This window comes from Paenibacillus sp. CFBP 13594 (genome assembly GCF_014842675.1).
Taxonomy (GTDB): Bacteria; Bacillota; Bacilli; order Paenibacillales; family Paenibacillaceae; genus Paenibacillus; species Paenibacillus amylolyticus_B.
In genome coordinates, this window is the sequence record NZ_JACYVQ010000001.1 from 1566405 (window position 1) to 1579924 (window position 13520).

General features: G+C 45.1%; 12 protein-coding genes and 1 other annotated feature. Of the genes, 2 read left to right on the plus strand and 10 right to left on the minus strand.

Annotated features, from left to right (window positions below):
* Positions 1-79: 79 nt before the first annotated feature.
* The 4 genes from IFU39_RS06915 to IFU39_RS06930 form a co-directional block, all read right to left on the minus strand.
* The gene (locus tag IFU39_RS06915; RefSeq protein WP_192131801.1) at positions 80-2461 is read right to left on the minus strand and encodes a polyprenyl synthetase family protein; all 2382 of its coding nucleotides are present in this window, start codon (positions 2459-2461) and stop codon (positions 80-82) included.
* A gap of 187 nt (positions 2462-2648) precedes the next feature.
* Positions 2649-3446: a sulfite exporter TauE/SafE family protein gene (locus IFU39_RS06920; RefSeq protein ID WP_105598562.1), complete on the minus strand. Its 798-nt coding sequence runs from the start codon at positions 3444-3446 to the stop codon at positions 2649-2651.
* Between the two features lie 486 nt (positions 3447-3932).
* Positions 3933-4688, minus strand: a complete 756-nt coding sequence (locus tag IFU39_RS06925) for an SDR family NAD(P)-dependent oxidoreductase (RefSeq protein WP_076211740.1) — start codon at positions 4686-4688, stop codon at positions 3933-3935.
* A 314-nt stretch (positions 4689-5002) separates the two neighbouring features.
* Positions 5003-5473, minus strand: coding sequence for a DUF6376 family protein (locus tag IFU39_RS06930; RefSeq protein ID WP_143786521.1), 471 nt, complete (start codon positions 5471-5473; stop codon positions 5003-5005).
* A 141-nt stretch (positions 5474-5614) separates the two neighbouring features.
* Here IFU39_RS06930 and IFU39_RS06935 point away from each other — a divergent pair, with 141 nt between their 5' ends.
* Positions 5615-6583, plus strand: a complete 969-nt coding sequence (locus IFU39_RS06935) for a bile acid:sodium symporter family protein (RefSeq protein WP_074094894.1) — start codon at positions 5615-5617, stop codon at positions 6581-6583.
* Between the two features lie 121 nt (positions 6584-6704).
* On the opposite strand, the gene IFU39_RS06940 is transcribed toward IFU39_RS06935, so the two are convergent.
* On the minus strand, positions 6705-7556 hold the full coding sequence (locus IFU39_RS06940) for an aldo/keto reductase (RefSeq protein WP_192131803.1): 852 nt from the start codon (positions 7554-7556) through the stop codon (positions 6705-6707).
* A 173-nt stretch (positions 7557-7729) separates the two neighbouring features.
* On the opposite strand from IFU39_RS06940, the gene IFU39_RS06945 reads away from it, so the two are divergent.
* On the plus strand, positions 7730-8224 hold the full coding sequence (locus IFU39_RS06945; RefSeq protein ID WP_192131805.1) for a MerR family transcriptional regulator: 495 nt from the start codon (positions 7730-7732) through the stop codon (positions 8222-8224).
* A gap of 160 nt (positions 8225-8384) precedes the next feature.
* Here IFU39_RS06945 and asd read toward each other — a convergent pair whose 3' ends face one another.
* The 5 genes from asd to IFU39_RS06970 form a co-directional block, all read right to left on the minus strand.
* A complete protein-coding gene (gene asd, locus IFU39_RS06950) occupies positions 8385-9470 on the minus strand; it encodes an aspartate-semialdehyde dehydrogenase (RefSeq protein ID WP_074094892.1) in 1086 nt (361 codons plus the stop codon).
* 169 nt (positions 9471-9639) lie between these two features.
* Positions 9640-9916 (minus strand) — a binding site (T-box leader).
* A gap of 70 nt (positions 9917-9986) precedes the next feature.
* Positions 9987-10841 (minus strand): class I SAM-dependent methyltransferase, encoded by an 855-nt coding sequence (locus IFU39_RS06955; RefSeq protein ID WP_192131807.1) that lies wholly within the window; start codon positions 10839-10841, stop codon positions 9987-9989.
* Positions 10842-10992: 151 nt separating this feature from the next.
* Positions 10993-11865, minus strand: a complete 873-nt coding sequence (gene galU / locus IFU39_RS06960) for a UTP--glucose-1-phosphate uridylyltransferase GalU (RefSeq protein ID WP_192131808.1) — start codon at positions 11863-11865, stop codon at positions 10993-10995.
* 57 nt (positions 11866-11922) lie between these two features.
* Positions 11923-12315 carry a GtrA family protein gene (locus IFU39_RS06965; RefSeq protein ID WP_192131811.1) on the minus strand — a complete coding sequence of 131 codons (393 nt, stop codon included), beginning with the start codon at positions 12313-12315 and terminating at the stop codon, positions 11923-11925.
* Positions 12308-13294, minus strand: coding sequence for a glycosyltransferase family 2 protein (locus tag IFU39_RS06970; protein WP_192131813.1), 987 nt, complete (start codon positions 13292-13294; stop codon positions 12308-12310). The genes IFU39_RS06965 and IFU39_RS06970 overlap by 8 nt, the downstream gene beginning before the upstream one ends.
* Positions 13295-13520: the final 226 nt, after the last annotated feature.

Here is a 13520-nt window from a genome sequence, read left to right on the forward strand (position 1 = left end):
CCATTCATATGGAATCCTGACCTTTGTCAGTATATATCATTATAAGTCATATGCAATAATGAATCGCTAGAAAAATGGATTAGCGCTCACGACCAACAAGATAATCCAATAAATGTCTCAAAAATGAAATCGGTTTTCGCATCTCGTTCAATGCATCTGTAGCAAGACAATAATGCTCCCACATCGCTTTCTTCGCGCCTTCATCACCCAGAATAGACACAAAGGTTGAATTGTTGTTCCGCTCATCCTGACCTGCAGGTTTCCCAAGAATGAGGTAATTTCCCTCGAAATCCAGCAAGTCGTCCTTGATCTGGAAGGCGATCCCCGCATGATAAGCGAACTTTTTCAGCGTAGCCATCTCCGGTTCCTTCACTTGGGCAAGTATCGCTGGCATGACCAGGGCAGCTTCAAAGGCAATGCCTGTTTTGTAAAAACAGATCATGTTCAACTGCTCCAACGTTAATGCCTTGCCTTTGGAGTTCAGATCCATCGCCTGCCCCATACACATATCCTCTGCTTTTTCAGCCGAATACTGAATGAGTCTGAGCACGGTCGCCGCATCGAAACGATCCAATGAGGATTGCTCTCCTATCGCCTTCTGAATGAGAAACAGACCCGTAAGCTCTGCTGTGGCGCTATTGTGTACCTGATGCAGTGTGGAACGTCCACGCCTTGTCGAAGCATTATCCTGCGTAGGCAGATCATCAAAGATCAGGGAAGCGGTATGCATGTACTCCAGCGATCGTAGCAGCGGAACAATAGACGATTCGGGTAGGCCATACTCGCGCACGCCCATAACCCAGGTTAATATAGGGCGTAACCTCTTTCCGTCTCCCTGCAAGCTATAATTGGCTGCATCGATCAGCGTTTCTTTCATCTCATGAAGTCCACCGGGCTTCGCAATCTGCAACTCCACATTAATCTGTTCGCGAACTGTTCGAATGGTCTGCTTGAACTCCTCTTTCTCCTGCTTGTCATTTTTCAATTGAAGCACGACCTGATCCCGTAACAATTTATCAAGGAAATCAACGTCATCTGCTTTTCGCACCATCTGTTGAACCAGTTGATTGAATTCAGGCTGCCCAGAGGTAAAGATCGACATCACTTCATCATATTTCTGCTGCCCCAACCGTTCTTTACAACGCTTCAGACCGTTAATGGCACGATCCAGTATGACCTCGCGGGTCTTGGCGTCCGAGTTATATACATCATGGATTAGATGAGAGATGACTGCCCAATACAATTCATATGGATTAATCAAGTCGGGACGCAAATCTCGATACTTCAAATAGTACGTATACGGAGTTACTGCCCCTTCTTCCATATCGTCAAACATATCGGCAAAATCATCGGACAACTGATTATATATCCCGTAATAGAACGTCCGCAGATCAAATCCTTCATCCACTGGTGCACTGAGAACAGACCGGACGATTAATCGGGAAGACGAAGATTTGATAATAATCGGAATGTACAATTCTTCATTGGTATAATTCGCATTGGCTAATTTCTTATTGCGATCGATCTCCTGGGACTGAAAGAACACATAGGATTGCTCTAAAAACGTGCGCTGTTTCTCTGGATGCTGATAGTTCTTGATGTACTCAAATGCTTCCCGAAGCTCGGAATGCACATATTCAATCACTTCAAGGTTACTGCCTTTCCACTCTCCCAGATCAGGTACAACCCCGGTAAGAAGTGCTTCGCGTATCATCAGTGAATATTGTTCTTTTTCCTGAACAGTCAAGGCTTGAGAATCCAGCAGGTCATCCACAAATGGATACGTCAAACCGTATGAATAACCGAGTCTGATCGCCGCATCAAATCTTCGGGCCCGTTCCTCAGGTGGGGTCTGCTCGTTCATCTCATCGTCCACATGAAGAACCACGCCGAGAATAATTTTGATAAGCTTCCGCTGCGCCTGCTCTGCATCCAGCTCCTTCGGAATGTTGGATGCTACATTCTTTAATTTGTTCATCACCCAGATGACAGCCGTTTCAATGTGCTCCTTCTGTCCCCACCGGTACAACGCAGCCAGACTGATATAATCGGGCTGTCCTCTGCGCCCAGTGGCAGAGCCCATAAAGTATTTTTTGGTATTCTGGACAACGTGCTGAATTCGGGCTTGCGTATCCGGAGAATCAAGGGCTTGCCCCAGATCTCGCATATAAATATATGAGATACTCCGATCCAGGTAATCATCCAGCTTTCCAGTCGTATTCAGCCAGTGGATATATCTATGGACATCCCGGGGATCCGGTTTTCTTTTGCTAGGTGATAACAGAGAAAGCCAGGCAAAACGATGAATATGTTTTTTTTGCCATACATGAATATCTTGGGTAAGTGCTGTCGTATACGTATGATCCATAAGTTGCTGCCTAAGAGAAGTAAAATACTGAGATGCTTTCTGCTCAGCTAGCCGATATCCTGCATCAGCCTGTTCTGTAAGTACGTTATTCATAGGGTGGATACCTCAAATTCTATTAATGTTAAACATGTATCCATGAAAGGAGATGAGGTGCTCCATGGACGAAAACTGAACTCATTTGATCGTGTATCCAACGCTTCAGCTCATGTTCATAACCTTTATACGGCGATCCAACCGTTTGGTTACGAAATCGTCATTGTTCATTCCCATATATGTGATTTTACAGAATGGATGACCAGACTTTGACCGCTGTGATGGCGATAAGTACGATTAATGCATATCGAAGTACCCTCACATTGATCATCGAACTAACCCGTGAACCAAGGGATGCCCCGAGCAAACTGCCGATCACCGTATAGATGATGGGTTCCATCGGAATGTCTCCACCCGTAATTTTCCCTATAACGCCGCCAATAGCGGAGATAAATACAATCGCCAGTGAAGAAGCAATCGTCGTTCGTACGGGGATGTTGAGAATCGTCAGCATGATGGGAATAAGAATAAAGGCACCACCCGCACCAACAATTCCTGATACAATGCCTACTGCAAAAGCAGTGCCTGCTGCAATCCATCGATTAAACACCAGTGGTGCTGAGGTATCAAGCTTTCCTTTTCCGGGAATCAGCATAAGCACAATCGCCATGATCGCCAGAATGCCATAGATCAGATTAATAACCCTTCCGTCCAGATGACCGGATATGAACCCGCCGATCAGACTGCCAGCAAGAATGCTGGAGCCCATGTACAGCACCAAACCGCGGTGAACGATCGCCCCACCACTTCTACCCGTCTTTACTTTTCTGCGGAATGCAACCACACCTGCAAGTGAACCGAAAAACACTTGAAACATACTGATCGAAGATACCTGATGTGCTGAGAATGGCTCCAGTCCCATCCAGGATGGAACATATAACAGCAGCGGATAATTGATAATGGCCCCACCAATACCCAACAAACCGGAGAAGAATGAACCGACCAGACCCAGTATAAACATGATGACAAAAAGCAGAAGATCCATCGGTTATGCGCTTCCTTTCGTGCAATATAAATCTCATTTCGATACCACTCAAAAGTGCTATACAAGGCGAATATTATCCGTTATAATGAAAACCAAGTAAATTAATCCGAAATGAGTGATTAAGCATGTTTAACGTGTTGAAGACTCTTTTTGAAAATAAATGTCCACAGTGCAACGAAAAATTACAAGTTCATAACGATGCGTTATGTTCGACCAAAACCTGTTCTCAATGTCATTACAAAGAAGAGAGTTATGGGTCTCTCGGAGTTCGAATTGTATATGACACCACAAAATGATAAAAAGCTATAGCCTTGTTAATTGTATCACGATCTCTGAAATTTCGGGATGATTCGACAAACTTATTTCCATCTCACATGCTACGATTACGTTATAATGAAAATACAAAAACGGTGCAAAACGAATAAATCGTTCTGCACCGTTTTTTTCTGTTTTTTGAGATGAGTTGCCTTGATTATAAAAGGGTACTTATTTGGTTTTGAAGCTGAGGAATCCATCATCTACGGCTACGGTTGTACCGTTCACTGCGCTTGCTGCATCACTGAACAGGAATGTAACCACACTGGCTACTTTCTCCGGTTGAATAAGCTCTCCACGCATATGTTGAGTAGCAAGCGCATCCTTCATGGCTTGGTCATCACCCAGAATCGGTGTTTCGATAAAGCCAGGTGCTACACCAACTACACGAATTCCATGCTCAGCAAGTTCCAATGCACCGGATTTGGACATCATAACAACAGCAGCCTTGGCTGCGTTGTAGTTGAAGCTGCCTACTGCAGCAACACTTCCATAGATCGAAGCTGTATTTACAATAGTACCTTGTACATTTAATTCAACCATTTTTTTCGCGCCATAATACATACCGTAGTATACACTGTGCTGATCTACATCAATGACTCTGTGATAGGATTCCGGGTCCATCTCCAGAAATGGCTTCACAAGTCCAATGCCTGCGTTATTGAAAATACCGCTTAACGTACCATATTGCTCTACGGTCCAGTCGATCAGGGCTTTGATCTCGTCCCCTTTGGATACATCCACTTTGTACGCGCCCGCTGTTCCGCCTGCTGCTTCAATCTCTGCCGCAAGCTTCTTCGCTCCGTCTTCATTATAGTCAGCGACCACAATAGTCGCACCTTGATCCGAAAGTTGAAGTGCTGTCTCTTTACCAATACCACTTGCTCCACCTGTAATAATGATTACTTTTCCATTGTGCTCCGTCATGATTTAGTTCTCCTTTGGTAAAATATTTTTATAACTTATAGTAAGTAACTATACTTTATTAACTTATATGCTTATCATACGCCTCTGTCCCAACCTTGTCAAATCATAGATCATCTTCACATAAATATGAGATAAATGTCATATACATCTCCTATTTACATGATATAGTCTAGCTCCTGTGATATTAAATATGCATCCGTTTTCGGAAAATAAAAAAGCGAGCATAACGGTAATTCAATCATTCCGATATCTCGCCCTTATAAAATATGAGAATTTCAAACTGTGTTGTCTTCCATATTGAAAATTAATTCAATTTATTCACCCTGAAGTCCGCTAAGCGGATCTTTTAAATTATTAATGTTGGTGATCAGTTCAGGAATGCCTGTCTTCTCCCAATTTTCTGCCGTAAAACCTTGCTCAGCAATTGTATTCTCGAAATTGTCCACAACTTCTGTTAATTGCGTATTGTAGCTGACCAGATTTTCATGAATGCTCTCTCCTATTGCAGGAGCAGCCAGCTGAGAAAATTCGCTTGCTTCTGCTTGGATCAGATCAATTTTCTCCTGAATCTGCGTTGTTATCTCCGGATTATTCACCGCGCCCGATGCAAGCTCTTGCAGATCAGCCCCGGCGTTTGATACCTGTTCTATATAATCAGTAGCCCCACTCACATAATTTATACTTTGATTGGCTTGTTCCACGACAGAACAGGCTGAAATCAGCAGAATACTTGATGCAATAAGGCCTGTCATCATTAATGTGTGCTTTCTTTTTCTTATAAACATGATCATCTCCCCTTCTCCTAATCGGAATCCTTGTTCCAAGTCCATGATACCTGTTCAGACTGCTGCATTGCAAATGGGTCTGCAGCCAGCGTTATTAACATGTATAATAGTAAAATCACACGGTAAAGGGATGTCATGATTATGCTTCAAGCCTTGAACCAACGCTTGAACCGCATCATGCCACTGATTACCCCAATCAGTATTATTATTGGCGTGTTATGCGGGAGTTTTCTTTCTTCTTATACCTTTTTATCCCCTTGGCTTTTTGCGTTCATGACGTTCGCTGGAAGTATCAGTCTTGGGATACGGGATTTTGTGAACGTGCTTAAGAAGCCGTTCCCCTTGTTTGTATGTCTGTTTATTTTGCATTTGGCGATGCCTCTAATTGCTCTCGGTATGGGTCATCTGGTTTTCCCTACAGATGCGTACACCATAACAGGACTTGTTCTGGCAGCCGTGATTCCGACAGGAATAAGCAGCTTCATCTGGGTCAGCATCTATCGGGGCAATATCGCACTTACGCTTTCCATCATCCTGATTGATACAATGCTTGCTCCTTTCGTAGTGCCCGGGGTGTTATCCCTGTTAATCGGAACCAGTGTCACACTGGACACAGCAGCCATGATGAGCAGTCTATTCTGGATGATTGTAGTGCCATCCCTGCTCGGTATGTTGCTGAATGAGTGGACCAAAGGCGCCATTGTCCCGGTCTGGGGACCAAGGTTGAATCCATTATCCAAATTGTTCATGGCGTCTGTCGTTGCAATTAACGGATCTGTTGTTGCACCTTATTTGGCCGATTTCAACTGGAAGTTGGCTGGTCTTGCGGTCATCATTATTTTCCTGGCATCATTCGGTTATGCACTAAGTTACTTTATTGCTCGATTGTTGGGCTGGAATGAGGCAGACCAGGTCGCTCTTGTGTTCAATGGAGGCATGCGTAATATCAGCGCAGGTGCAGTACTCGCTGTATCGTATTTTCCACCACCTGTTGCCGTCCCTGTCGTGCTCGGCATGGTATTCCAACAGATGCTCGCTTCCCTGACAGGTTACCTGCTCGGTCGTCGCTCGCAGCTTCTGCAAAAGTCAGATAAGACATCTGCAGCTTAACAACATATTGGAATGTAAAAAACGCCGACATGATTGTCGGCGTTTTGCATTGGATTGCTTTTATTACTAATATCGCTACGATACTGCTCCGCTTCGTAAATCTAGTCATTCGTTTCTGTTTTTACAAATCCACTTTCATCTTACCTAGCATCTGGGCAACTTTAGGGTCGTCAATCTTCATGAATAGACTTTCCTTGGTATCCAGCGTGGCAATGGTTGCGATCTCTTCCGGACTCAGTACAAAATTGAAAATATCAAAGTTCTCAATAAGCCGCTCTTTGCGTACCGATTTGGGAATAATCACGATGTCTTGTTGCACAAGCCAGCGGAGTACAACCTGGGCGATGGATTTGTTATGTCTCTCGGCAATGGAAGCCAGCACTTCGTTGCTAAATAAATTGTTGCGACCTTCCGCAAACGGTGACCATGACTGGTGTTGTATGCCCTGTTCTTTCATAAAAGCAGCACTGTCGACCTGCTGTTGAAACGGATGTGTTTCGATCTGATTGATGGCAGGCACAATTTCATTATGAACAATAAGGTCCATCAGACGGTCTGGCAGGAAGTTGCTGACGCCAATTGCCTTGATCTTGCCCTCGCGGTACAGTTCTTCCATCGCACGCCAAGCGCCGTAGTAGTCACCAAAAGGCATATGAATGAGGTACATATCCAGATAATCGAGCTGCAGCTTACTTAGCGATTTGGCAAACGCCAGCTTGGTACTTTCATATCCGGCATCCTGAATCCATAGCTTGGTCGTGATAAACAGTTCTTCCCGCGGTATGCCACTGCGCTTGATCGCGCGTCCAACTGCTTCTTCGTTCAGGTATCCGGCGGCCGTATCAATTAAGCGGTAACCTGCCTTCAATGCTTCATATACCGTGTTCTCGCATTCATCGACATCAGGAACCTGGTAGACACCAACGCCGATGATCGGCATTTTCACTCCATTATTTAAAGTTACAGTTTGCATATTAACGCCTCCTAAGGTCATATTGTGAATCGCAAGTCTTCACGTATTGCTGAAATTCAGCAAAAAAAGCAGTTGTTCCACTTCCGTCCGACTTGCGTTACAATAACCCTAGCTCCTTCGTGTTACACGAAGTCAAGCGGTCTCCAATATATTTTTTACGAGGAGGATTACATATGTATACGGTTCAGGATGCTGCCCAGCTTACGGGACTCACAGAGCACGCGGTACGCTTTTACACGGATAAAGGTTTGGTTCCAAGCATTCAACGCAATAAAAATAACATTCGGGTGTTTGATGAGGAATCCATCAACTGGCTGCACGGCGTCAAATGCCTTAAACAGACAGGCTTACCGATTGAAAACATTAAAACATACGTCGATCTCTGTCTTGAAGGAGATTCAACCGTTGCACAACGATTCGCACTTATGATGGAGTACAAGGAAGCAGCGCTGATTCAGCTTGAAGAAGCCAAGAGCCGTGTTGCTCATTTGGAAGAGAAAGCACGTCAATATCAGGCCATTTTGGAGCAACACATCCCGGATATGACCAATCCTATTAATTGGGAAACCAAACGCGACGAAGAAGGTAGCTGTCCCGCTTCTCGGCTAAAGAGTCGTATTCTTCCTGAAACCGAAGCTTCGAGTCAGTGCCCAGCAGCTGCGCAGTAAATAACGCTGACAATCCTGTCGGCGTTTCTCACTTTACATATTTCATACCACTCCATGACTCCACTCCGTTTTCCGGATATAGTCCACAAAAAAAACCATCAACAAGTGATGGTTTTTCATTCTTTGCAGAAATCTGTTGCTGTTCATGATTCTTTGATGCTTATTTCGGTTGAATGTATCCTTCGGCTTTGAGCAATTCAGCGATCAGAACCGCACCACCTGCCGCTCCGCGGAGCGTGTTGTGGGACAATCCAACGAATTTGTAATCATAGAGTGAATCTTCGCGCAGTCGGCCAGTCGATACACCCATTCCGCGTTCGATGTCACGATCCAGTTTTGTCTGTGGTCTGTTCTCTTCTTCAAAATACGTAATGAACTGTTTTGGTGCACTTGGCAGAGCCAGTTCCTGCGGACGACCTTTGAACTGCAACCAACGCTCCAGAATTTCGTCTTTGCTTGGTTTTTTCTCAAAGTTTACAAACACGGTAGCCAGATGCCCATCCGTTACCGGCACACGAATACATTGTGTTGTAATTAATGGAGCAGAAGCTTTGACGATCTGATTGTTCTCGATGCTACCCCAGATCCGGAGTGGTTCCTGCTCACTCTTCTCTTCCTCGCCACCGATGTATGGAATGACATTATCGAGCATATCCGGCCAGTCCGTAAAGTTTTTACCTGCTCCCGAGATGGCTTGATACGTGGAAGCTACGACCTGAGTCGGATTGAACTCACGCAAGGCGTGCAGCGCTGGCACATAGCTCTGAATGGAGCAGTTTGGTTTTACGGCAATGAATCCGGTTTTCGTACCAAGACGTTTGCGTTGAGCTTCGATTACGTCCAGATGTCCCGGGTTAATCTCAGGGATTACCATGGGTACATCTGCTGTCCAGCGGTGAGCCGAGTTGTTGGATACGACAGGTGTTCCTGTTTTGGCATAAGCCTCTTCGAGCGCTTGAATCTCATTCTTTTTCATATCAACCGCGCAGAAAATAAAATCAACCTGGCTGGCAAAAGCTTCGACCTGGGAAGCATCCTGAACCACGATTTTCTTCACAGCTTCCGGAATAGGAACTGCGAGTTTCCATCTGCCTTGTACGGATTCTTCATATGTTTTACCTGCCGAATTGGCGCTTGCAGAAATAGCTGTTACTTCAAACCATGGATGTTGATCGAGCAGGTCCACAAAACGCTGCCCTACCATTCCCGTTCCTCCGACGATACCAACTTTCAATTTTGCTGACATTCAATCATCATTTCCTTTCGGTTTAAGTGATTCTTCTCATTGATCCATTTCATAACTCACAAAAAACGTATTATGAAATGGACTTCCTAATTAACACTATTCAGGCAATTCCAAAGCGTGTAGTCACAGCCCCGAAAAAACCAAAAAATCCCATCCCCAAGACAATAGTCTCAGGGACGAGATTGAATTCTCGTGGTACCACCCAGATTCGCCAATATGTCACCATATCCGCCTCTTCAAGTAAAGGTATACAACCATATTGCAAGCTGTAGACCATCCATACTCTAGCTCTGTAACAGGAGCGCCTGTCACACCATCCCTTAATGCTAAGTTCCGATGTGCTGCTCTGAGTCTTTATTCAATAAAAAGTTCTTTACTCCTTTTCAGCTACCGGAGCTCTCTTTGAAAGAATGATTTTTATCTACTCGTCTCTTCGTCGCATTTGATATTGCGATTATAATATCAAAATTACCGTGATGAAGTAAACACATTTTTTTGGATATTGAAATTTACACGTTAATTTCTTACTGTTTTTTTGGCAACAATTGCATACGTACCCAGTGGGCTCCCAGGCCCCGAGGCTCGATGTGTTCTGAGTAATTTCAGTTCGGAAAGAAGAAGTGTTTTTACTTTGTCAGGAATCGGAAGCAGTTTCAGTTCCACAGGTGCTTCTGCCAGTGTCATTTCAGTTTCCCACCGACCGTCTTGCAGCTCAGGAGAATGGATTGAAGCCTCTTCCTTGATCGTCCAGCCTGCCGAAGTGACAAGTTCTTGTATATCCTCCGGTGTAAAAAGCGTACGCACATTGGAGAAGCTGTTCTCCTTGTAACATTCGACCTGGGACTGAATGAGAACAGATAACCAGTGAGAGAGCTGGCTCACATCTGTAACGCGTGCATCCCATTCGGCAAAACATAACTGATGTCCCCATATCCTGACCTTGCTAAGAATCCGGGCGAGTTCGTCAAACGATTTCAAGTACCAGGAACAATGGGAAAGTACAATCACATCATACTCATTCTCGGCAAATTGGGCTTGATCACTTAAAATGTCAAAATCATAATCCATTCGAATTCGATCACCCAGCGGAGAACTCCGCAACTTGGCTGCCGCTTCGCCTACGGTCAGCGGTGAACCATAATCCTCTGGAGCAATATCTACACCATGAACGTACCCATGCTCCCCCACCAGATGTGCAAGCACGGCCGTTGTATCTCCCTGACCACACCCGATTTCCAGAACACGGCTTCCTTCCTTGATTCCCCAAAAGAGTCCCAGTTTCATCCGATGCTCAGTCTGAATGTACTGAATGGCGGCGTTGTCCTCCACGTCCATATACTTAATAAGGTCCCTGATGATAGATTCATTCATGATTCCTCACTCCTCAAAGAGCAACTTGAACTACTTGCTCATTGTAGCGTTACTGGAAAAATTGTACAATGCTGGATTCTATGAAAGAACCATGTACGAAGGAGAGGCTCTCTTGTACCAGCAGATGTGGACCTCTGCTACAAATTAATTCCTATGCCCACTGGGTTGCAAGCTTTTGAAGATAGGGTGTCAGCATGGGCTGTAATTCCTTGCGCATCAATCCGATCTCCAAGATCGCCTGAATATATCCGAATTGATCGCCAATATCGTAGCGACGTCCCTCCAGTTCAAGGGCCAACAGTTCCTCCACTTGACTCACTACTTTCAGGGCATCCGTTAACTGATATTCCCCTCCAGCCCCTCTCTTGATCTGATCCAAAATGGGAAAGATGGAGGGTTTCAGAATGTATCGTCCCATTACAGCTGTTCGGGATGGGGCTTCTGCAAGGGAAGGTTTTTCAACCAAATTAGTGACTCGATGAACCCGGTCCTCTGCACCGTTGGAATCAATGATGCCATATTTGCTCACATTTGCCGTGTCTACCTGACGGACACCTATAATCTGATTACCTGTCTTTTCATAGAGATGAACCATCTGGGCAAGTGCAGGCGGATCAGACACCATAATGTCATCACCGAGCAGTACTGCGAAGGCATCATCTCCTACAAACTGCCGTGCACACCCAATGGCATGCCCCAGACCCAGTGGTTCTTTTTGACGAATAAAATGAATATTGGCCATCTCGCTGATCGCTTGCACCTCTTCCAACAAAGACTGTTTGCCCTTGGCGTATAACGAATGTTCAAGTTCAACTGATTTATCAAAATGATCCTCTATGGATTTTTTGTTGCGTCCGGTCACAATGAGGATATTCTCAATGCCTGATTGCACTGCTTCTTCAACAATGTATTGGATAGCTGGTTTGTCTACAATCGGTAACATCTCTTTGGGCTGTGCTTTGGTCGCTGGCAGGAACCGAGTTCCGAGACCCGCTGCCGGAATAACTGCTTTTTTAATTCGCATTTCATCACACACTCCTTTCATATGCTTCGTATAACTAATATTTCATACTGCGCGCAGCTAAGTTGCTATACGAAACACCCAATATCTACTAGCAATATAGTTCAGGACCATTCCCATCAATGTCGCCAGGATCTTGCTCATCACGAGACTCCAACCCAACATATCGTGCAAAGTCATCAGAATGAGGGCAGATAACGCGAGAACGACGAGATTGGTGATTAGAAAACGAATAAGTTTGGCTCTATCCCCGTCCCCTCGCGCCGCATCTCGAAAAGTCCACCTGCCATTCAGCCAATAACTGTTCGCAACACCGCAGCTGTACGAGATTACCTGGGCAATCAGAACCGGCACACCGACCACTGCGAGTAAAGCAAACACCAACGCATCCACTACCGTATTCGCAACACCTACAATACCAAACTTGAAGATTGTTACCAGACGCTTAGTCATGATGAGCAACTCGGGCTGTCAATCGGGATTGCGCTTGCTGACTCTCGGCCTGAACCACATCTCTTACAATGTATAGTGGACGTGCCTTGGTCTCATCATAGATTCGGCCAACGTACTCGCCCAGAATACCCAGCATGATCAGGATGAATCCGTTAAACATCAGCATGATACTCACAATGGATGGCCATCCCTTAATCGTTGAATCCGTAAATATGGCCGAAAGAATAACCGTTAACATATAGATGAATCCGCCAACCGACAGGATCGCACCTACATAACCTGCAAGTTTGAGCGGTTTATACGAAAATGAAGTAATGCCGTCCAGGCTCAGCTTCAGCATGCGTTTCAGCGGATATTTTGTTTCGCCTGCCAGACGTTCATCACGTTCATATTCAATAGCCGTCTGACGAAATCCGACCCAACTGACCAACCCGCGCACAAATCGGTTTTTCTCCGGAAGACGTTTCATCTCATCACATACTTTGCGGTCAATCAGGCGAAAATCTCCGGTGTCCACTGGGATATCCGTATCCGTTGAGGCACGAAGTACACGATAGAACAGACTTGCCGACCATTTCTTGAAGCGAGTTTCTCCACTTCGTCTGGTGCGACGGGCATATACGACTTCATAACCCTCTTTCCATTTGGCGATCATATCCAGTATCAGTTCGGGAGGGTCCTGCAGATCCGCATCAATAATAACCACCGCATCCCCCACTGCGTAATCCATACCCGCTGTTATCGCAATCTGATGTCCGAAGTTACGAGTAAAATCAATCAGCTTCACACTCTCGTCCCAACGGGCGTAATCACGGATCATCTGTGCACTTCGATCCACGCTGCCATCATTGACAAACAACAGTTCATAGCTCTCTCCTGTGCTGCCCATAACCTTCTTCAGACGCCGATAAGTCTCCTCGATCACCGCTTCCTCGTTATACATGGGAATAATAATGCTGTATCGGTACGCTTGAGCCATGTTCGTCCCCTCCCTTTTCCAATGGACTTCGTTCGAGATTTTCACTCTATATAAATTGAACTAGAGAATATTTACACTGCACACTTCGATGACAGAACAACCTTCCAATCGCTGTTATCCCCAGATTTTTTGATTCCCTTTCTAAAGGGAAAATCCGGTGATAGCGTATGCTTCCGATGTAGCTTTCTTGCAGAAAGCTTGTAGGCGAACGCTTCGCTTTTTCAGT